The 20,377-nt window shown below is 44.2% G+C and carries 20 protein-coding genes; 15 read left to right on the plus strand and 5 right to left on the minus strand.

The features are described 5' to 3' along the window. The first annotated feature begins 57 nt into the window (after positions 1–57). Positions 58–384, plus strand: coding sequence for a DUF3870 domain-containing protein (locus ASC42_RS09920; protein ID WP_032101467.1), 327 nt, complete (start codon positions 58–60; stop codon positions 382–384). Between the two features lie 19 nt (positions 385–403). On the opposite strand, the gene ASC42_RS09925 is transcribed toward ASC42_RS09920, so the two are convergent. Together ASC42_RS09925 and ASC42_RS09930 are read right to left on the minus strand one after the other, a co-directional pair. After that, positions 404–1,597, minus strand: coding sequence for an acyl-CoA dehydrogenase family protein (locus ASC42_RS09925; protein ID WP_209424241.1), 1,194 nt, complete (start codon positions 1,595–1,597; stop codon positions 404–406). Continuing rightward, on the minus strand, positions 1,584–2,741 hold the full coding sequence (locus ASC42_RS09930) for a CaiB/BaiF CoA transferase family protein (protein WP_055441609.1): 1,158 nt from the start codon (positions 2,739–2,741) through the stop codon (positions 1,584–1,586). Before ASC42_RS09930 ends, ASC42_RS09925 begins: the two co-directional genes overlap by 14 nt. Positions 2,742–3,155: 414 nt before the next feature. On the opposite strand from ASC42_RS09930, the gene gabT reads away from it, so the two are divergent. The 12 genes from gabT (at position 3,156) to ASC42_RS09990 (ending at position 16,290) form a co-directional block, all read left to right on the plus strand. Continuing rightward, positions 3,156–4,457, plus strand: a complete 1,302-nt coding sequence (gene gabT / locus ASC42_RS09935) for a 4-aminobutyrate--2-oxoglutarate transaminase (RefSeq protein WP_055441610.1) — start codon at positions 3,156–3,158, stop codon at positions 4,455–4,457. Continuing rightward, on the plus strand, positions 4,457–5,899 hold the full coding sequence (locus tag ASC42_RS09940; protein ID WP_209424242.1) for an aldehyde dehydrogenase family protein: 1,443 nt from the start codon (positions 4,457–4,459) through the stop codon (positions 5,897–5,899). The genes gabT and ASC42_RS09940 overlap by 1 nt, the downstream gene beginning before the upstream one ends. Before the next feature lie 14 nt (positions 5,900–5,913). Then, positions 5,914–7,293, plus strand: coding sequence for an APC family permease (locus ASC42_RS09945; protein ID WP_055441612.1), 1,380 nt, complete (start codon positions 5,914–5,916; stop codon positions 7,291–7,293). Between the two features lie 89 nt (positions 7,294–7,382). Further along, complete coding sequence (locus tag ASC42_RS09950; protein ID WP_055441613.1) at positions 7,383–9,008, plus strand: thiamine pyrophosphate-binding protein; 1,626 nt, start codon at positions 7,383–7,385, stop codon at positions 9,006–9,008. Next, positions 9,005–10,480 (plus strand): aldehyde dehydrogenase family protein, encoded by a 1,476-nt coding sequence (locus ASC42_RS09955; protein WP_055441614.1) that lies wholly within the window; start codon positions 9,005–9,007, stop codon positions 10,478–10,480. Before ASC42_RS09950 ends, ASC42_RS09955 begins: the two co-directional genes overlap by 4 nt. A gap of 12 nt (positions 10,481–10,492) precedes the next feature. After that, entirely contained in the window at positions 10,493–11,641 is a 1,149-nt protein-coding gene (locus ASC42_RS09960; protein WP_055441615.1) for a saccharopine dehydrogenase family protein, read from the plus strand. Between the two features lie 98 nt (positions 11,642–11,739). Then, the gene (locus ASC42_RS09965; protein ID WP_055441616.1) at positions 11,740–12,552 is read left to right on the plus strand and encodes an electron transfer flavoprotein subunit beta/FixA family protein; all 813 of its coding nucleotides are present in this window, start codon (positions 11,740–11,742) and stop codon (positions 12,550–12,552) included. Between the two features lie 11 nt (positions 12,553–12,563). Beyond that, on the plus strand, positions 12,564–13,613 hold the full coding sequence (locus ASC42_RS09970; protein WP_055441617.1) for an electron transfer flavoprotein subunit alpha/FixB family protein: 1,050 nt from the start codon (positions 12,564–12,566) through the stop codon (positions 13,611–13,613). Then, entirely contained in the window at positions 13,606–14,901 is a 1,296-nt protein-coding gene (locus ASC42_RS09975) for an FAD-dependent oxidoreductase (RefSeq protein WP_055441618.1), read from the plus strand. Before ASC42_RS09970 ends, ASC42_RS09975 begins: the two co-directional genes overlap by 8 nt. Next, positions 14,898–15,185 (plus strand): ferredoxin family protein, encoded by a 288-nt coding sequence (locus ASC42_RS09980; protein ID WP_055441619.1) that lies wholly within the window; start codon positions 14,898–14,900, stop codon positions 15,183–15,185. Before ASC42_RS09975 ends, ASC42_RS09980 begins: the two co-directional genes overlap by 4 nt. 5 nt (positions 15,186–15,190) lie before the next feature. After that, positions 15,191–15,391: a hypothetical protein gene (locus ASC42_RS09985; protein ID WP_055441620.1), complete on the plus strand. Its 201-nt coding sequence runs from the start codon at positions 15,191–15,193 to the stop codon at positions 15,389–15,391. 65 nt (positions 15,392–15,456) lie between these two features. After that, positions 15,457–16,290, plus strand: a complete 834-nt coding sequence (locus ASC42_RS09990) for a 5'-3' exonuclease (protein ID WP_055441621.1) — start codon at positions 15,457–15,459, stop codon at positions 16,288–16,290. 36 nt (positions 16,291–16,326) lie between these two features. On the opposite strand, the gene ASC42_RS09995 is transcribed toward ASC42_RS09990, so the two are convergent. From ASC42_RS09995 to ASC42_RS10005, 3 genes are all read right to left on the minus strand, one after another. After that, positions 16,327–17,568 carry a glutamate-5-semialdehyde dehydrogenase gene (locus ASC42_RS09995; RefSeq protein WP_055441622.1) on the minus strand — a complete coding sequence of 414 codons (1,242 nt, stop codon included), beginning with the start codon at positions 17,566–17,568 and terminating at the stop codon, positions 16,327–16,329. A 21-nt stretch (positions 17,569–17,589) separates the two neighbouring features. After that, positions 17,590–18,708 (minus strand): glutamate 5-kinase, encoded by a 1,119-nt coding sequence (gene proB / locus ASC42_RS10000; protein WP_055441623.1) that lies wholly within the window; start codon positions 18,706–18,708, stop codon positions 17,590–17,592. Between the two features lie 307 nt (positions 18,709–19,015). Continuing rightward, complete coding sequence (locus tag ASC42_RS10005) at positions 19,016–19,234, minus strand: hypothetical protein (protein WP_055441624.1); 219 nt, start codon at positions 19,232–19,234, stop codon at positions 19,016–19,018. A gap of 47 nt (positions 19,235–19,281) precedes the next feature. On the opposite strand from ASC42_RS10005, the gene ASC42_RS14365 reads away from it, so the two are divergent. Beyond that, positions 19,282–19,845: an IS630 family transposase gene (locus ASC42_RS14365; RefSeq protein ID WP_055441625.1), complete on the plus strand. Its 564-nt coding sequence runs from the start codon at positions 19,282–19,284 to the stop codon at positions 19,843–19,845. Further along, positions 19,838–20,341, plus strand: a complete 504-nt coding sequence (locus tag ASC42_RS14370) for an IS630 family transposase (protein ID WP_280790531.1) — start codon at positions 19,838–19,840, stop codon at positions 20,339–20,341. Before ASC42_RS14365 ends, ASC42_RS14370 begins: the two co-directional genes overlap by 8 nt. Positions 20,342–20,377 lie beyond the last annotated feature (36 nt).

Here is a 20,377-nt window from a genome sequence, read left to right on the forward strand (position 1 = left end):
ACAATCACACAAGCCTCCATTATAATTAGGAAGTAAAGGGATGATGGGGGGGAAGGAATGAATACGCAATTTATTGCCGGTCATGCTCGATTGCCTTCAGGAATGGCAGCAAAAAGCGTGTTTGATACGCTTACGATTACGGCTGAAGTAGATAAAAAGTATGGCGTCATCGTTGATGCTTCTTGTACGTTAGCGACAGAGCACGGTCGTGATTATGTGGCACGGTTATTAAAAGGTCATTCGTTAAAAGATGGAATCGACGAGCCACTTGCTCAATTGCACGAAGGATATTTAGGAAAGGCAAACCAGGCGCTATGTGCAGCATTAAAAGATTTGTATAAACAATATTGTAAACTAGAAGAAAAGATGCATACAGAAAAATAGAAGGTGCGTTGGGCACCTTCTATTTTTCTTCCCAAGCTGGAAGCATGTTTCGGAGCGGTTTGTCTTGACGATAGCCAAGGACGTACTCTGCTTGCATAATCGTATGAATTTCGCGCGTTCCTTCGTAAATGACTGGAGCTTTGGAATTGCGTAAATATCGTTCGACTGGATATTCATTTGAATAGCCGTACGCTCCGTGAATTTGTACGGCATCGTCAGCCGCTTTGTTGGCAAAGTCGCACGCTATCCATTTCGCTAGCGACGTTTCGCGCGTATTTCGTCTTCCTTTATTTTTTAAAAACCCTGCTTTATACACGAGCAAGCGGCTCATTTGTAAGCCTGCTTCCATATTTGCGATCATTTGTTGTACGAGTTGATGACGACCAATTTCTTTTCCGAACGTTTTTCGTTCGTGACAATATTTCACGCTTGCCTCTAAACAAGCCATAATTAAGCCGCACGCTCCGGCGGCAACAGTAAATCGTCCATTATCGAGCGCGGACATGGCAATTTTAAATCCTTCTCCTTCTTCTCCAAGCAAATTTTCTTTCGGGACGCGTACGTTGTCGAAAAATAACTCGCCTGTATTGCCTGCGCGAATGCCGAGCTTTCCTTTAATGGCACGCGATGAAAAACCAGGCATTGTACGTTCAACAATAAAAGCAGAAATGCCACGATGTTTTTTCGATTTGTCTGTGTAAGCAAAAACGATAAAATGGTCAGCGATGTCACAAAGCGAAATCCACGTTTTTTGACCGTTTAAAATGTAGTCATCTCCATCACGCACAGCTGTTGTCGAAATAGCTGCAACATCTGAACCAGCGTTCGGCTCGGTTAATCCGAACGCACCAATTTTTTCTCCTTTTGCTTGTGGGACGAGATACTTTTGTTTTTGCTCCTCTGTTCCCCATTGAAGTAACGTTAAACTATTGAGCCCGATATGGACAGAAACAGCGGTGCGAAATGCTGTATCCCCACGTTCTAGCTCTTCACAAACAATAGCTAACGAATTGTAATCCATCCCCATTCCACCATATTGTTCAGGGATACATACACCCATTAAGTTTAATTCCGCTAAACGCTTCAAAATGTTTGGATCAAAATAGCCTCGTTCATCCCATTCCTTCATATGAGGTAAAATTTCTTTATCAACAAATTTTCTTACGGTTTGTCTTAACATTTCTTGTTCTTGTGTGAAATCAAAGTTCATCATGTTTGCTTCCTCCTTCAATAAATAAATGGTTATGTTCTCCTGCGAGCGGTGGTGCTAATCGATATGTGACCGGTGTATGTGAAAACTTTAGCGGTGTTCCGACAAGTTTTAACTCACCGACATCTGGGTGATCCATGCGAATAATCATATTGCGTGCGAGCGTCTGCGGATGTTGGAACACTTGATCGAGCGTATGCACAGGACCACAAGGAATGCTTTTTTGTTCAAATAATCGTTGCCATTCTGCGCGTGTTTTCTTTTTTAACTCATTGTTTAGGCGATGATTTAATTCATGACGATGGGCGACTCGACCGGCATTTGTTCGAAACCGTTCATCTGCGCCAATTGCTTGATCTTCTAATAATTCACATAATGCTTGAAATTGTCGGTCGTTTCCGACAGCGACAACAAGCAAACCATCTTTTGCTTCATACGTTGAATACGGCACGATATTCGGATGATCGTTTCCTAACGGCTTTGGTACTTCACCCGACATTAAATAGTTCGATGCGACGTTGACAAGTGCGCTAATGGCACAGTCAAATAAACTTAAATCAATTTTTTGTCCATTCCCTGTTTTTTCCCGAGCGATGAGCGCTGCTTGTACGGCAATGGCGGCATATAAACCTGTAAAAATATCTGTAACAGCGACACCGACTTTTAACGGACCGGATTGTTCTGTACCGTTAATACTCATCCAACCGCTCATCGCTTGAATGATATAATCGTAGCCAGCTAAATGGCGATATGGACCTGTTTCACCAAATCCGGTAATGGAACAGTAAATGAGTTTCGGATTGATGGAGGATAAATCATCATATCCAAGTCCGAGCCGTTCCATCGTTCCGGTTTTAAAATTGTGAATGATGACATCGGCTGTTTGTGCGAGTTGACGAATCGTTTCTTTCCCGCTTTCTTCTTTTAAATTGACAGTCATGCTTTGCTTATTTCGATTGACAGCTGCATAGTAAGCGCTCATGCCGTTTTGGAACGGTGGTCCCCAAAATCGTGTATCATCCGATCCACCGGGTGCTTCAACTTTAATGACATCTGCCCCAAGATCACCTAAAATCATCGTGGCATATGGACCTGCAAGAACGCGCGTTAAATCAAGAATACGAATGCCATCTAGAGCCCCCGTCATTTGTTCACCTCCATACTTTTATAATAAAAAAACCAGTTCCTTCCTAAAAACATATAGGAAAGGAACTGGCATGAACGATTCGAGCGTGCCTTTCGAAAAGAAAAGTCGGTCGAATCGGAACAGTTCTTTAAGAAATAGTGACGTTGTGCTACCCGAAGCCAAACGGTTCGTTGTTTGGTGGGGTTAGCTACTTTCAGTATAAAACAACATGTTTATTTTGTAAATATTTTTTATTTTAAAAATAGTTTGACAAAAAGAAAAAGATTGTCTTAAAATAGAGGCAAATAAGCAAAAAAACTGTGGAGCTTATTTTACTCGTCTCATCGACGAGAAGCACATAAGCACCAGCCAGTTTAGTCATTGTGTCATTACGATGATTAAACTGGCTTTTTATTTGTCGAAGGAGGAGAGATGATGTCGAATTGGATGGAACGAAGAAAAGAGGCAGTTGCGCGAGCCCCGTATAATGTGGCAGAAATTTTTATTAAAGAAGCGAAGGGGGCGGTCATTCGCGACATAGACGGTCGCGAATACATTGACTTTGCTGGAGGAATTGGGGTACAAAATGTCGGACATTGTCACCCGAAAGTCGTCGCTGCCATTCAGCAACAAGCAGCAGCGTTTATTCACCCTTGTTTTCACGTGACACCTTATGAATCGTATGTGTTATTAGCAGAAAAATTGAATCAGTTAACACCGGGCGATTTCCCGAAAAAAACGATCTTTTTAAATAGTGGAGCAGAAGCTGTTGAAAATGCAGTGAAAATTGCAAGGAAATATACGGGTCGTCCTGCGATTGTGTCGTTTACAGGGGGATACCATGGTCGGACGCTACTGACGATGTCGCTGACAAGTAAAGTCATGCCGTATAAAAAAGGGTTCGGTCCGTTCGCACCAGAAGTTTATAAATTTCCATATCCATACTATTACCGTGCAAACGGTCAAACGGCAGATGAAGTGGATGAACGACTCATTGAAGCATTGCAACAATTTTTCGTCGCTGAAGTGGCACCTGATCACGTGGCAGCAATCATTATTGAACCTGTTCAAGGAGAAGGAGGATTTGTCGTTCCATCCGCAACATTTATGCAAGCCATTCGTCGTATTTGTGATGAACATGGCATTGTCATGATTGCGGATGAAATCCAAACGGGTTTTGCGCGAACAGGTCGCATGTTTGCGATGGAGCACTTTGGAGTAGCGCCTGATTTAATGACGTTGTCAAAGTCGATGGGGGCGGGTGTACCGATTAGTGCGGTCGTTGGCCGAAGCGAAATAATGGATGCACCAGAAGTTGGTCAGCTTGGCGGTACGTTTTCTGGAAGTCCGCTTGCATGTGCCGCTGCATTAGCCGTTTTAGATGTGATCGAAGAAGAACAGCTCATTGAGCGTGCCCGTCATTTGGGTGAAAAAATGATGACGCTTTTAACAGAAATGAAGCAACAGTTTGACATTATTGGGGACGTACGTGGACTTGGAGCGATGTGCGCGATTGAACTTGTGACTGATCGTAATCAAAAAACGCCGGCGAAAGAACAAACGGCATATATTGTTTCTCAAGCGTGGAAGCGTGGGGCGATTTTTTTAAGTGCTGGATTGTATAGTAACGTCGTTCGCTTTTTACCACCGCTCGTCATGACGGATGAACAGTTAGAGCGTGGCTTTTCGGTTTTGCGCGACTTACTAGCAGACGTGCAACAAAAGGTGGTGAAATGATGCGTGAAGTGAAAAATTGTATCGATGGACAATGGATCGAAGGAAGAAATGAAATGATTGAACGCTACAATCCAGCAGACAAAAAAGAGCTTATTGCCGTTGTCGCTGGTTCATCTATTCATGATGTAGATGAGGCAGTGTTGGCTGCGGTGAAAGCAAAGAAAACATGGGCGCAAACAGCGGCGCCAGAACGTGGCGCGTACTTACAAAAAGTCGCCTATTTATTTGAGCAACATGCAAATGAATTGGCACAATTGGCTACAAAAGAAATGGGGAAACGTTTTGCTGAAACGAAAGGAGAAGTGTATCGCAGCGCGGCTATTTTACGTTATTATGCCGGGGAAGGATTGCGGAAAATTGGTGAAGTTCTACCATCGTTTGATGCTAAAAACTTATTTTTTACAAAGCGTGTTCCTGTCGGTGTTGTCGCAGTCATTGCTCCGTGGAATTTTCCGCTCGCCATTCCGGTCTGGAAAATCGCTCCTGCTCTCGTTTACGGTAATACGGTCGTATTTAAGCCTGCGCTAGAAGCAAGTGCGACTGGCGCTCGCATTGTTGAATTGTTTGCAGAAGCAGGGCTACCTCCAGGTGTTTTAAACTTCGTTGTTGGTCGCGGTAGTTCCATCGGCGATGCGATTGTTGAGCATGATGGGGTTGATGCGATTACGTTTACTGGTTCGAATGCGATTGGTAGTGAAATTGCGAAAAAAGCGGCAGCTCGTGGGGCGAAATATCAACTTGAGCTCGGTGGAAAAAATCCAGCCATCGTTTTAAGTGATGCAGATGTCGATTTTGCTGCTCGACTTGTCGTGGAAGGAGCAATGAAACAAACTGGACAACGTTGTACAGCAACGAGTCGGGTATTTGTTGAAAAAGAAGTCATGGACGTATTTCGAGAACGTGTGATTGAACATGTGAAACGCATTCGTGTCGGCAATGGGATGAATGATCAAGTGACGATGGGACCGGTTGTTTCGAAAGGACAATTTGAAACCGTTCAGCGCTATATCCATATCGGAAAACAAGAAGGGCGGTTGCTTGTTGGAGGAGGTGCTAGCGATGATATAGGTTGGTATATTGAGCCAACTGTATTTGACTCTGTTTCTCATCACGCTACCATCGCGAGAGAAGAAATATTTGGGCCTGTGTTGTCAATTGTAGAAGCAGCATCTATTGATGAAGCAATTGACATGGCAAACGACAGCATTTACGGTTTAAGCGCTTCATTATTTACAAATAACTTATCGAAAGCGCTTTACTTTATTGAACATATCGAAGCGGGCATGGTGCAAGTGAACGGTGAAACAGGAGGTGCAGAACCGCAAGCCCCGTTTGGCGGGATGAAGCAATCAAGCTCAGGTACGCGTGAACAAGGGCAAGCGGCCATGGAGTTTTTTACAGCGTATCAAACGATTTCTATTCGACCGCATCCAAAAATGTGAAAGGGGGACATGTGATGGATCAACAGTTTCACAAAGTACTAACGAAACTCGATGTGTTGTTATTGGCATTTGGTGCGATGATCGGTTGGGGATGGGTTGTACTCTCAGGTACGTGGATCACGAGTGCAGGTGCACTCGGGGCTATCATCGCCTTTTTAATTGGGGGAATTCTCGTTATTTTTGTCGGTTTAACGTATGCGGAGTTGTCATCAGCTATGCCGAAAGTAGGGGGGGAACATTATTTCGTTTTGCGTGCTCTCGGTCCTAAAGCTTCGTTTATCGCTGCCTGGGCCATTGCCCTTGGTTATTTATCGGTTGTAGCGTTTGAAGCCGTTGCGCTTCCAACCGTTATTGAATATTTATTTCCAACATTTAAATTTGGTTACCTTTGGACGATTGCGGGGTGGGAGGTAAACGCCTCGTGGGTGATGGTTGGTATGCTCGGTTCCGTCATTATTACGTGGATCAACTATCGTGGCGTAAAAAGTGCCGCTTTCTTACAAGTTGTATTAACGTTTGTCATTTTTCTTGTCGGCATGGCGCTTTTAGGTGGTTCGCTTGTAAACGGAGAAACAGCAAATTTGCAGCCGTTATTTAAAGACGGTTCCGCTGGCTTGCTCGCTGTGTTGGTGATGACACCATTTATGTTTGTCGGCTTTGACGTTATTCCTCAAACAGCGGAGGAAATGAAAATCCCACAACGGTCTATTGGGAAACTTCTTATTTTGTCCGTCGCTCTAGCTGTTTTGTTTTATGTCGCCGTTGTGTTTGCGGTATCTTACATTTTACCAGACGATGTGTTAACAAATTCATCTCTTCCAACAGCGGATGCAATGGCAGCTGCATTAGGTAGTTCGTTTTTTTCAAAAGTACTTATTATTGGTGGATTAGCTGGTATTTTGACAAGTTGGAACGCATTTATTATCGGTGGTAGTCGCGTGCTTTATGCAATAGCAAAAGAAGGATTTCTTCCACAATGGTTTGCCCACATTCACCCAATATACAAAACACCATCAAACGCTGTTTTATTCATTGGAACGCTCGCCACGTTTGCTCCTCTACTTGGCAGACCAATGCTCGTTTGGCTTGTAGATGCGGGAGGTTTTTCGATCATCATCGCTTATTTCCTTGTTGCTTGGTCATTTATCGCATTGCGTAAAAAAGAACCAAATATGCCACGGCCATTCCAAGTGGGGAAATCGCCAGCTGTTGGTTGGATTGCACTCGTGTTGTCGATCGGATTTATTGTTTTATACATGCCAGGTATGCCATCGCAGCTCGTCTGGCCATATGAGTGGCTCATATTTATTGGATGGTGGGTCATTGGTGCATTTTTTATCGAACGAATAAAGAAAAAAGTGATGGAACGAACAGAACATGTACATCGAATGTAGAGGAGCGAATATGCGCCTCTTTTTGTTTGCAAGGTCATAAAACAAATTCATTTGTGTATACATGATACAAAAAGAAAGGAGGGATTGTGGTGAATGTAGCTGAGGTGATCGTTCAATGTTTGAAAAGCGAGGACATTTCTCACGTTTTTTGCGTGCCAGGGGAAAGTTATTTGCCGATTCTTGATGCCCTTTTTTCTGAACAGATGATCGAGCTCATTTCTGCTCGTCATGAAGGCGGAGCTGCCTTTATGGCAGAAGGATATGCGAAGGCAAGCGGAAAAGTTGGTGTCGTCATGGCAACGAGAGCGGTAGGGGCGACGAATGCTGCCATCGGTATTCATACAGCGAAGCAAGATTCAACGCCGATGGTTGTATTATTAGGACAAGTTGCACGATCGTTTCGGGGACGTGAAGGATTTCAAGAGGTAGATGTTGAAGCGTTTTTTCGCCCGCTAGCAAAATGGGCGGTAGAAATTGACGACGCAAAAAGATTACCAGAATTGCTAACAAGGGCGTTTCGAATCGCACAAACAGGGAGACCTGGTCCAGTTGTCGTTTCGCTTCCTGAAGATATTCTTCATGAACAAATTCATGATGTCAAATTTTCTAAAACATTTGTTCCAAAACCAGCACCAAACGAAGAAGACGTTGGGCGTATCGAGCAATTGCTACAGTCAGCACAGCGTCCAGTTGTCATTGCCGGTGGAGGGGTTATACGTTCAAAAGCTACCGATGTTCTTCGTTTGTTCGCTGAAAAATGGTCGCTTCCAGTTATGGCGTCTTTTCGTCGGCATGATGTATTTCCAAACGATCATTCGCTGTATGTTGGTCATCTCGGTTTAGGAACGCATCGAGTGATTATTGAAACAGTTGAACAAGCCGATGTTGTTTTAGCAATCGGTACACGGTTGTCAGAAGTGACGACACAAGATTATAAGTTATTATCAACGCAACAACTCATCCATATCGACATTGATTACGATGTTATCGGTGTGACATATTCCCCACACATTGGAATTGTTTCTGATGCGAAAGAAGTTTTACAGCGATTGCTTACCATTAAGCTTCAACCAACCTGGGCGGCGTGGACAAAAGAACGACGAAAAGCGTATGAACAAGCATCATCGCTTTCACCCGTTAAACGTAACATAAATGAGAGTGTCATTGATGACATCCAACACCTTCTCCCCTCAAACTCGATTATTACAAATGATGCTGGCAATTTCGCAAGTTGGCTTCATTTATTTTTTCAATTTCAGCAACATACATATATTGGACCAACGTCAGGAGCGATGGGTTATGGACTACCCGCAGCCATTGGTGCAAAATTAGCTCATCCGCATCGTTCGGTCATTTCGTTGAGTGGGGATGGTGGGTTTATGATGACGATGCAAGAACTAGAAACGGCCGTTCGATACAACATTCCTATCATTAGTATCGTATTTAACAATCAAATGTATGGAACGATTCGTATGTACCAAGAGCTCCGTTATCCAAACCGCGTCATCGGAACAGACTTAAGCAATATATCGTTCGCAAACGTAGCACATAGCCTCGGAGCTGATGGTATACGTGTAGAAAGCGGAGAACAATTTTCACATGCGCTCACCAAGGCACTTCAAAGCAATAAGCCGACTGTCATCGAAGTGATAACAGATCGGCACGTATTATCTCCATTTTTAACAGTTGAACAAGTGAGAGGAGGAAAACAATGAAAGTATTAAACTATATTGATGGACGATGGATGCCGTCTATAAGTGAGCAGTTTGTTCCAATTATTAATCCAGCTAACGGTGAAAGTATTGGAGAAGTGACGATCTCAAATGAGCAAGATGTGGAACAGGCGGTGTTGGCGGCGAAACGGGCACAGAAAACATGGGCATTCGTTCCTGCACCGAAGCGTGCTGAAGTGCTTTATAAAGTCGGTATGTTGCTACAGGAACGGAAAGAACAAATTGCTCGCCTATTAACGATGGAAATGGGAAAGGTCATTGAAGAAGCGCGTGGTGAAGTGCAGGAAGGGATTGATATGGCGTTTTACATGGCAGGAGAAGGTAGACGGTTATTTGGTGATACAACTCCGTCAGAGTTGCCGAATAAGTTTGCGATGAGCGTTCGCGCCCCGATTGGCGTCGTCGGTTTAATTACTCCGTGGAACTTTCCAATTGCGATCGCAACGTGGAAGTCGTTTCCTGCAATCGTTACCGGAAATGCAGTCGTTTGGAAACCCGCGCTTGAAACACCAATGATGGCACAGCAACTTGCGCAAATATTCGAGCAGGCCGGATTACCAAATGGTGTATTCAATGTTGTACATGGACGCGGTTCTATTGTTGGCGAAGCGGTTGTTAAACATCCAAATGTCAAAGTGATTTCGTTTACAGGATCCAATGAAGTCGGGAAACGAATTGCCGAAACGTGCGGCCGTCAGTTGAAAAAAGTATCGCTTGAAATGGGTGGGAAAAACGCCATTATCGTCATGGACGATGCTGATATCTCACTTGCTGTGGAGGCGATCATATGGAGCGCTTTTGGTACGTCTGGGCAACGCTGTACTGCATGCAGTCGAATTATCGTTCATGAACGTGTGAAACAACAATTGGAAGAACGTTTACTCGCGGCGATGAACACATTAACGGTTGGAAACGGCCTAGAGGAAGGAGTGAAAGTTGGACCAGTTATTAATCAAGAGGCATTGCAAAAAATTCATCATTACGTTCAAATCGGGAAAAACGAAGGAGCAACGTTGCTTGCAGGAGGCTATATCATGCAAGGTGATCAGTATAAAGGCGGGTTTTATTATGCCCCAACATTGTTTACAAACGTCACACCAACAATGACTATTGCACGTGAAGAAATTTTCGGTCCAGTCGCATCGATCATATGTGTTCGCAGTTTAGAAGAAGCGATTGAAGTCAATAACAGCGTTGATTATGGACTTTCGAGTGCCATTTTTACACGTGATATTCACCGAGCTTTTACAGCGATGCGCGATTTCGATACAGGAATTGTGTACGTTAACGCGGGAACGACAGGGGCAGAAATCCACTTGCCGTTCGGTGGAACGAAAGGAACAGGGAATGGGCATCGTGATTCAGGTGTAGCTGCACTTGATGTGTTTACGGAGTGGAAAAGCATTTACGTTGACTATAGTGGTAAATTACAACGTGCACAAATTGATGTGTGAGGAGGTTGAAAGATGAATGTCATTGTTCTTGGGGCAGGTTTAATGGGGAAAGAAGCTGTACGCGATTTAATTGAACAGCAAGCGGTGTCATCGGTGACGCTTGCTGATGTCGATGAAGAAAAAGCAAAAGAGATCCAACATTCGTTGTCATCAACAAAAGTAAAAGTAAAGCGAGTGAACGCAGCAAATGACCAAGAATTGCAAGCTGCTATGCAAGGACATGATGTAGCTATTAATGCGCTCTTTTATACGTTTAATGAAAACGTAGCGAAAGCAGCTATTAAAACGGGTGTACACGCCGTAGACTTAGGTGGCCATATCGGACATGTGACCGACCGGGTTCTCGCTTTACATGAGCAAGCAAAACGAGCAGGAGTCACGTTAATTCCCGATTTAGGCGTTGCTCCAGGAATGATTAATATTTTAACAGGATATGGAGCAAGTAAACTTGATCGCGTTCATACCATTAAATTATATGTTGGTGGCATTCCGCTTCGACCAGAGCCACCGCTTGGATACAATCACGTCTTTTCGCTTGAAGGTTTACTCGATCATTACACCGATCCATCCTTAATTATTCGTGATGGACAAAAACAACAAGTACCGTCTTTATCAGAAATCGAAACGATTTATTTTGAACGTTTCGGACCACTTGAAGCGTTTCATACATCAGGAGGAACATCAACGTTGCCGCGTTCCTACCCGAATGTAAAATGTTTAGAATATAAAACCATTCGCTATCCAGGTCATGCGGAAAAATTTCAACTCCTTGTTGATTTACAACTAACACGTCGCGATTATGAAGTGGAGGTAGACGGGATAGTCGTACGTCCACGCGATGTATTATTGAAAGTGCTCACACCACTTTTGGAGTTAAAAGAAAAAGACGATGTTGTTTTATTGCGTGTCGTTGTAGCAGGGGAAAAAGACGGGAAAGAAAGGGTGTATGAGTACGAAATGGTGACAGAAAAAGATCGCCAAAAACATGTGACGGCCATGGCACGTTCCACTGCATATACCATTTCTGTCGTTGCCCAAATGATTGGCGATGGAACGATTCAAAAGCGCGGAGCATACCCACCTGAACAAATTGTTCCGGGCGATCGCTATATTGAAGAAATGGTTCGTCGTGGTGTCGTCATTCGTGCAACGGTACGATAAATTTGTGAACAAAATCGTAAATTTTCTGATAGTTGTTACGAGGAATTTGTTGATTATGTTAGAATATTTATACATTAAATGGATTTGGAGGTGAATATATGCTACATATTGTAGCTTGTATTAAGCAAGTGCCAGATACGAAAATCATTAAAATGAATCCGAAAACGAACACGATGGACCGTGCAAGCGCACCTGCAATTTTAAATCCGTATGATGCTCATGCGGTAGAAGAGGCTGTTCGTTTAAAAAAGAAATATGGTGGAATAGTATCTGTTTTAACGATGGGTCCTCCACCAGCAGTAAAAGCGATCAAAAAATGTATTGAGTTTGGGGCAGATGAAGGGTATATGATTTCAGATCGAGCATTCGCTGGGGCTGATACGCTTGCAACAAGCTATGCATTGACAAAAGCGCTTGAGAAAATTGCGAAACAACGCCCGATTGACCTTATTATTTGCGGGAAAATGACGATTGACGGGGATACAGGACAAGTCGGGCCAGGCATTGCACGTCGTTTAAATATTCCTCCTCTCACTGGCGTAAACAAAGTTGTTGAAGTAAATAAAGAAAAAGGGTATGCGATCGTTCATCGCAAACTAGAAGATGGATATGAAGTGGTGAAATCGCAGTTACCTTGTTTGTTTACCGTAGAAAAAGACATCAACGACATCTCCTTTGCACCTTTGCCAAACATGATTAAAGCCGCACGATACCAACCAACGATTTGGACAGCAGACGACTTAGAAAATGTTGACCGCAAACAACTAGGACTAAAAGGGTCTCCAACGATTGTTTCAAAAGTATGGGCACCGCCAAAACCGGAAGGTGGAAAAATATTAACAGGAACAAAAGAACAACAAGTGAGCGAACTTCTATCTATTGTACTTGAGAAAAAAGAGCTTTTTTCATAGGGGGAGTAGCGATGAATTTTGATGATTATCGGGGGATATGGATATACATTGAAGTGAAAGATGGACACGTTGCACCTGTATCGCTAGAACTATTAGGGGCGGGACGTGCGCTTGCAGATAAACGGAAAACAGAACTCGCTGGTGTTTTAATTGGTAGTGGTGTAAAAACAATTGCACCAACGCTTTTTCAATACGGTGCGGATGTTGTATACGTATATGACGATCCGATTTTTGAGCATTACCGAACAGAACCATATATGCGCGCATTACTAGATTGCTGTCATAAACATAAACCTGAAGTTATTTTATATGGGGCAACACCATCTGGAAAAGATTTAGCAAGCGCCATCGCTACCGATTTACCGACGGGCTTAACGGCCGACACAACGATACTCGATATTGAGGAAGACACCGGGCTATTATTGGCGAGCCGTCCGGCATTTGGAGGAAACATTATGGCGACGATTTTATGTAAAAAATATCGTCCGCAAATGGCAACCGTTCGTCCAAAAGTAATGAAAGCGCTACCACAAGATCCGTCGAGAACAGGAAAAATAGTGGAAGAACACATTGAATTACGCGAAGAAGAGATGCGGACGAAAGTATTAGAGATTGTAAGAGAGGCAACGAAAAAAGCGAGAATTGATGAAGCGGATATTATTGTTGCTGGCGGAAAAGGCATGGGCAGCAAAGAAGGATTCCAACTCATTCACCAACTAGCCGAAGTGCTTGGCGGTGCAGTTGGGGCGAGCCGTGATGTCGTCGAGGCAGGGTGGATTGACCATCATCACCAAGTCGGGCAAACCGGCGTAACAGTGACGCCGAAAATTTATTTTGCGATCGGCATTTCGGGTGCCATTCAACACGTCGTCGGTATGCAAAATTCCGACCTCATTATCGCCATCAATAAAGACCCGAACGCACCGATTTTCCAATCATGTCATTACGGCATTGTTGGCGATGCGTTTGAAATCGTTCCGCTGTTAATCGAACGATTCAAAGAAGAAATTCCGAAGCTAAAAGCAGCTGCCGATGTGAAGGAGGAGATCCGCCATGCCTGAAAAATTTGATTGTATCGTCGTTGGTGCAGGTCCGGCCGGGACGGCTTGTGCCTATGAACTAGCAAAAGCAGGAGTAAACGTGCTGCTTCTAGAACGCGGCGAATATCCAGGCGCGAAAAACGTTATGGGCGGCGTATTGTACCGCAAAATGATGGAAGATATTATTCCAGAGTTTTATAAAGAAGCGCCGTTAGAACGCCCGATTGTTGAACAACGGTTTATGATGATGGATAAAGAATCGGCTGTCACGTTTAGCTATAAAGGGTTAGAATGGGGGCGTGAACCGTACAATAATTTTACCGTATTGCGGGCGAAGTTTGACCAATGGTTTGCGGAAAAAGCAGTCGAACAAGGAGCGCTTCTTGTATGTGAGACAGTAGCGGTCGAATGTATTGTCGAAAACGGCCGCGTGGTTGGCGTCCGGACGGATCGACCAGATGGCGACATTTATGCGGATGTCGTCGTATTAGCGGACGGCGTCAACTCGTTGCTTGCGAAGCAGCTCGGCTTTCATCGCGAATGGCGGCCAGATGAAGTCGCTTTAGCGACGATGGAAATTTTAAAATTAGATAAAGACATCATTGAAGATCGGTTTAATCTTGAAGCGAATCAAGGCTGTACGATCGAAATTTTCGGCGATGCAACAAAAGGGATTTTAGGAACGGGATTTTTATATACGAATAAAGACACGCTTAGTATCGGCGTTGGTACACTTTTATCCGGATTAATTAAGCATAAAATCAAGCCTTATGAACTGCTTGAATATGTAAAAAACCACCCAATGATTCGCCCGTACATTCAAGGTAGTGAACCGGTGGAATATTTAGCGCATTTAATTCCAGAAGGAGGCTATCATTCGATTCCGAAAGTTGCAGGCAATGGGGTGCTCGTTGTTGGCGATGCGGCGCAACTCGTCAACGCAATTCATCGCGAAGGGTCGAATATGGCGATGACGTCCGGTCGGTTAGCGGCAGAAACAATCATTATGGCAAAAGAGCAAGACGACTTTTCCGAAAGCATGCTTGACCAATACCGAATGAAGCTCATGGAAAGCTTTATCGGGCAAGATTTGAAAAAATATAAAGACGCGACGCATCATTTTGAGAGATTCCCGCAATATTTTGAGCAATATATTCCGATGATGAACCGCGCAGCAAGCCAAATGTTTACGGTCGACGGTTCATCAAAATGGGAAAAACAGCAAAAAATTTGGCGTGATCTCGGCTCGACGAAACAGAAGTTTAAGCTGGCACGCGATATGATGAAAGCGTGGAAGGTGATGAAATGATGAAGGCGCAAACGATTGAAGAAAAGCAATATTTAGTCCGTTTTAACGCGGATACGAAATCGCATCTTCACGTGCTTGATGACAACATTTGTTTAACGAAATGCCCCGATAAAATTTGTACAATTTTTTGCCCGGCGTCTGTCTATAAATGGGAAGAAGTTCGGATGCACGTCGGCTATGAAGGATGCCACGAATGCGGAAGCTGTCGCATCGGCTGCCCGTACGAAAACATTCAATGGGAATATCCACGCGGCGGCTACGGCATCGTCTTCCGTTTAGGGTGATCGCCATGTTTCATATCGGAGACTGCGTCGTCTATACGGATGGAACGAGAGGAGTTGTGTTAGAGGTGACGGATGATCGTTGCCACGTCTTATGGGAAGACTACTTCGTCAGCTGGGAGAAAAAAGAGCTGTTAACCGTTGATGAAGAGCTAACAAAAAAACAAACGATTCGTGTTTCTTCTCATGTGAGCCACCCTTTATCATAGGGTGGTTTTGTTTATAGGGTATGTTATACTATGTTTCGTGCATACATAGAGGAAGGACAACGAAGATGGAACGAGGACATTTGTTATTAATTGATGGAATGGCGTTATTGTTTCGGTCGTTTTATGCGACAGCACCACGTTGGATGATGAATAGCCGTGGGGTGCCGACGAATGCGGTATATGGGGTAGTGAAACAAATCGAAGCGGCGACAAATGTACTTCAACCAACGCATGTCGTTTGTTGTTGGGATATGGGAAGTACGACGTTTCGCACGGAATGGTTTCCAGACTATAAAGCGAATCGTGGCGAGCCGCCGCATGAATTAATGCCGCAGTTTGATTTAGCGAAAGAAGTGGTTGCGATGCTTGGCATTCCGAATATCGGTGTGCTCGGTGCCGAGGCGGACGATTGCATCGGTTCGCTTGTGAAGCAATATCGTGATGAGATGCGCATTTCGATTATGACCGGAGACCGTGATTTATTTCAGTTGCTTTCCGAGCATGTCACCGTCTATTTGTTGAGAAAAGGCATCGGCAACTATGAGGCGTATACATTCAACCGTTTTATCGAAGAAAAAGCGATTCAACCACAGCAGCTGATTGATGTGAAGGCGCTTATGGGTGATGCAAGCGACAATTACCCAGGTGTGCGCGGCATCGGGGAAAAGCAAGCGTTTAAACTCATTCAACAATACGGCTCGATTGAAGGAATTTTGGCAAACGTAGCGAATTTAACGAAAGCACAGCAACAAAAAATAACCGAACATCTCGACTTGCTTCATTTGTCGCGAAAACTTGCGACTATCCATTGCGATATCCCAATTTCTTTGCGATTGGAAGAAGCAAAGTGGGATGGCGAGCCTAGGCGATTTAGGGAAGTGTTAGAAGCGATTCGGTAAGGGATGAGAAAACCAGCCCCACATAGAGGCTGGTGTTTATGTTCGCACTTGCCCATTTCCATACACGAGCGTTTTTGTTGTCGTGATGGCGCACAAACCCATTGGACCGCGGGCGTGCAGTTTTTGCGTGCTAATGCCGATTTCCGCACCGTATCCGAACTGTTCGCCGTCGGTGAAGCGAGTGGAGGCGTTATGGTACAATACAGCGGCATCGACATGAGCAAAAAACTGCTCTACATGTTCATCGGTTTCAGAAATAATCGCTTCGGAATGTTTTGTACCATAGCGTTCAATGTGTTCAATGGCTTCATCGACCGTTTCGACGAGCTTCACCGCTAAAATCGGGGCCAAAAATTCAGTCGCCCAGTCGGCCTCTGTCGCTTCACGGACGAACGGATATGTAGACGAGAGCCGCTTGTCGCCGCGCAGCTCGACCCCTTTTTCATGCAGCGTTTCAAGCAACGCACTTATATATGGCCATTGGTCGTGAACGATGACCGTTTCAACCGCATTGCAGACAGACGGACGTTGTAGTTTAGCGTTTATGACGATATCGAGCGCCATTTCTTTTTCGGCGGAGTCGTCAATAAAAATATGACAATTGCCGACGCCTGTTTCTAACACAGGAATTGTGGCGTGTTCGACGACCGATTGGATAAGTCCAGCACCTCCCCGCGGAATGAGAACATCCACATATTCTTTTAAACGAAACATGTGTTGTGCTGTTTCACGGCTCGTATCTTCTAATAATTGAATCGCATCGGATGGAACTGACGATTGTTTTAACGCTTCTTGCATGACGGATACGAGCGCTTTATTCGAGTGAATGGCGGACGAGCTACCGCGCAACAAGACGGCATTTCCCGTTTTTAAACAAAGACTAGCTGCATCGACTGTTACATTTGGACGGGCTTCATATACCATACCGACAACACCAAGCGGTACGCGAATTTGTTTCAATCGTAGTCCGTTTGGTCGCGTCCATTGTTCGATCGTTTCGCCGATTGGATCTGGTAGCTGAATCACTTGGCGAACACCGTCAGCAATTTGGTGAATACGTTCTTCCGTCAGTTGTAGTCGGTCAAGCAACGAAGGGGAGAGCCCGTTTTCTTTTCCACTTGCCATATCTTTTTCATTCTCTTCTAAAATGTACGATTTTCGCGCAATTAGTGTTTCCGCGATGATCGCAAGCGCCTTGTTTTTTTCTTCCGTTGATAATGATGCTAAACGTTTAGAAACTTGTTTTAGTTTCTTTGCTTTTGTAAGTAATTCGTTCATTTTTTTCGCTCCTTTTCGTGTTTATTGGACTGTTGTTTTTTTAAAACATACTAAGTTATCGCGATGAACGACTTCTGGTCGGCGGTGGAAGGAGTATCGTTTTGCTTCTTCACTTGCAAGCCCTTTTACTTTTGCTAAATCGTCGGCAGCATAATATACTTGCCCTCTGGCGATCACCTCACCTTTTTGATTCACAATATTGACAACATCAAGCGCTTGAAATGAACCGAATACATTGATTACGCCAGCAGGCAACAAGCTTTTTCCTTTATGTAAAAGGGCATTTTCTGCTCCTTCATCAATTTCAATTGTTCCGGACACTTTTGAATGATAAGCAATCCATTGTTTGCGCATTTGCATCTGTTCTTGAAAAGGAGAGCCGATATACGTCCCGTCGCCTTTTCCTTCTAAGATATGTTTGATTTTTTCTTTTCCTGTTCCTGTCCCGATAAAGACGCTGACACCAAAAGAAAGAGCTTTTTGTGCGGCAAGTAGCTTCGATTTCATTCCCCCCGTTCCAACCGCTGATCCGCTACCGCCAGCTTGTTCGATAAGCTCGTCAGTCATTTCCGAGAGAAAATGATATTTTTTTGCTTCAGGGTGATTTGGATGTTTGTCATATAGCCCATTAATGTCCGTTAAAATAATAAGAGCATCAGCATGCAAAAAACCGGCTACAAGCGCGGACAATAAATCGTTATCTCCGAACGTCAACTCTTCCACTGAAATTGAGTCGTTTTCATTAATAATTGGAAGAACGCCACGTTCTAACAATGTAGAAATTGTCGCAAATAAGTTACGAAACCGCTCGCGATCGTAAAAATCTGCACGCGTTAACAACAACTGCCCTGTGACAATATCGAACGAACGAAAGGCGGAAATGTATGTTTGCATAAGCAAGCCTTGACCGACTGCTGCCGCTGCTTGTTTTGCAGCGAGTGCCTTCGGGCGTGAACGATACCCAAGTAAACCGAATCCGGCTGCTACGGCACCTGATGAGATAAGAATGATATCGTGTCCTAATTGCTTCATATAAGCAAGTGCTTCGACATGTTCAACAAGCTTTTGTTCTGAAAGTGTGCCATTTTTTTCGGTTAACGAACTGCTACCAATTTTGACAACGATTCGCTTTTTTTTCACCTTTTCACCTCCTTGAAATAAAAAAACGCTTTTTCGCCCTTATAGAAAAGGACGGAAAAGCGTCGTTCCCGCGGTACCACCTTTTTTGGCGCAATGCGCCCACCTCTTGCCCTGTAACGTTGGGGGAACGGCTTATGTTTGCATAAGCGGCCGTATAGGGTAGGTTCAACTAGCTGCCCATGAGGAACCTTCCAGCCTATGGATTCCACTCCCTTGCATGTTTCACTAGTTTACTCGTCCCGTGCCTTATTCCACATATGTTCTTTTTCAGAATTATGAAACAAAAAAATGAAGATGTCAATGGATTTTACGACTGTCTGGACAAAAGATGAAGTTTTCGTTCATGTTGAAGTGTTTTAGGAGAAAGCAAATCAACCGTTTCTTGCGTGTCTGATAGATCAAGAAGATCCATTTTCTCGTTTACCTGTTGAAATCGTGCGTTCGTCTCTTGTCGGAGAACATCAATTTTCGCTTCTATATACATGCACTTTAAAACGATGACTTCTGTATGAACACCTTTTTTCATGGCTATACTGCTCCTAAATATTTCTATACAAAAGGAGCGGAATTGGCATGAAACGTTTGAAAATCACAAATGATCACGGTTGGACGCCTCGAACACTTCGGAAACAAGAACGAAAAATCAAAGATGCTTCGCTTCGCGTTCGGGTGACCGCTGTTCGTCTCGTCATGGAAGGTCACCTCGGTAAAGATGTCGCGAAAATGGTCAACGTATGCCGTCAATCGGTTGCCCTCTACGTTGCACGTTTTAATCAAGGTGGGCTCGATCATCTACTCGATCGTCGGTTGCCGCCTGGTCGTGTGCCATTTCTTACGGAAGAACAACAACAAGAAATCAGACAACTCGTGTTAACTACTACACCTGTGGATGCTGGCTGGGGCATCGCTTCATCATGGAACACGCGCATTTTACAATCTTACATTCAACAAACCTATGGCGTTTCCATGTCACGTGAAGGCATTCGTAAGTTGTTGCATCGTCTTCGTTTGTCATGGACACGTCCGACTTACAAGCTGGTCAAAGGAGACGCCAAGCGTCAAGCTGCCTTTCAAAAAGAACTTGAATTTATAAAAAAAACTAATTACCGAGAATGCCATGCTGTTTTATGTGGATGAGACACATGTTCGTGCCTATCAAGCATTGCGTACGACATGGGCAGAAGTAGGGAATCAAAAACAAGTGCCAAGCTACGGTCACCATGACCATGTGTCCATTTTTGGTGCCGTCGATGTTCAACAAGGCGATGTGGTGTCTCATCGTGCATCATCCGCCAATGCCGAAACGTTCCTGGACTTTTTGCGCCGATTGAAAGAGAAATATGCCGATCGATTCCTCGTGCTTGTGTTAGACAATGCGCGCATTCATCATGCCAAGATGGTGCAAGCCTTTCTTGATGGCGAGGAAGGTGCTGCTTTTCATTTCATCTTTTTGCCGCCGTATTCTCCACAGTTGAACCCGATTGAACGGTTATGGAAGTGGTTGAAAGATGAGGTGATTGCCAACGTTTTTCACAAGGATCAAAACGACATTGCCCAATCCATTACTCGCTTTGAACAGTACGTTCTACAACACCCGGATGAGGTGTTGCGCCGCATCGGGTGTACTGCGTGAACCAGAGGTTAAAATTTTAAATTGGATGTATATAGT

Source organism: Anoxybacillus suryakundensis (assembly GCF_001418025.1).
Taxonomy (GTDB): Bacteria; Bacillota; Bacilli; order Bacillales; family Anoxybacillaceae; genus Anoxybacillus; species Anoxybacillus tengchongensis.

What these genes read in the sequence shown, in the direction of transcription:
- ASC42_RS09920 (WP_032101467.1), top strand. Translation starts at nt 58, where the DNA reads ATGAATACGCAATTTATTGCCGGTCATGCTCGATTGCCTTCAGGAATG.
- ASC42_RS09925 (WP_209424241.1), bottom strand. Translation starts at nt 1,597, where the DNA reads ATGATGAACTTTGATTTCACACAAGAACAAGAAATGTTAAGACAAACC.
- ASC42_RS09930 (WP_055441609.1), bottom strand. Translation starts at nt 2,741, where the DNA reads ATGACGGGGGCTCTAGATGGCATTCGTATTCTTGATTTAACGCGCGTT.
- gabT (WP_055441610.1), top strand. Translation starts at nt 3,156, where the DNA reads ATGTCGAATTGGATGGAACGAAGAAAAGAGGCAGTTGCGCGAGCCCCG.
- ASC42_RS09940 (WP_209424242.1), top strand. Translation starts at nt 4,457, where the DNA reads ATGCGTGAAGTGAAAAATTGTATCGATGGACAATGGATCGAAGGAAGA.
- ASC42_RS09945 (WP_055441612.1), top strand. Translation starts at nt 5,914, where the DNA reads ATGGATCAACAGTTTCACAAAGTACTAACGAAACTCGATGTGTTGTTA.
- ASC42_RS09955 (WP_055441614.1), top strand. Translation starts at nt 9,005, where the DNA reads ATGAAAGTATTAAACTATATTGATGGACGATGGATGCCGTCTATAAGT.
- ASC42_RS09960 (WP_055441615.1), top strand. Translation starts at nt 10,493, where the DNA reads ATGAATGTCATTGTTCTTGGGGCAGGTTTAATGGGGAAAGAAGCTGTA.
- ASC42_RS09965 (WP_055441616.1), top strand. Translation starts at nt 11,740, where the DNA reads ATGCTACATATTGTAGCTTGTATTAAGCAAGTGCCAGATACGAAAATC.
- ASC42_RS09970 (WP_055441617.1), top strand. Translation starts at nt 12,564, where the DNA reads ATGAATTTTGATGATTATCGGGGGATATGGATATACATTGAAGTGAAA.
- ASC42_RS09975 (WP_055441618.1), top strand. Translation starts at nt 13,606, where the DNA reads ATGCCTGAAAAATTTGATTGTATCGTCGTTGGTGCAGGTCCGGCCGGG.
- ASC42_RS09980 (WP_055441619.1), top strand. Translation starts at nt 14,898, where the DNA reads ATGATGAAGGCGCAAACGATTGAAGAAAAGCAATATTTAGTCCGTTTT.
- ASC42_RS09985 (WP_055441620.1), top strand. Translation starts at nt 15,191, where the DNA reads ATGTTTCATATCGGAGACTGCGTCGTCTATACGGATGGAACGAGAGGA.
- ASC42_RS09990 (WP_055441621.1), top strand. Translation starts at nt 15,457, where the DNA reads ATGGAACGAGGACATTTGTTATTAATTGATGGAATGGCGTTATTGTTT.
- ASC42_RS09995 (WP_055441622.1), bottom strand. Translation starts at nt 17,568, where the DNA reads ATGAACGAATTACTTACAAAAGCAAAGAAACTAAAACAAGTTTCTAAA.
- ASC42_RS10005 (WP_055441624.1), bottom strand. Translation starts at nt 19,234, where the DNA reads ATGAAAAAAGGTGTTCATACAGAAGTCATCGTTTTAAAGTGCATGTAT.
- ASC42_RS14365 (WP_055441625.1), top strand. Translation starts at nt 19,282, where the DNA reads ATGAAACGTTTGAAAATCACAAATGATCACGGTTGGACGCCTCGAACA.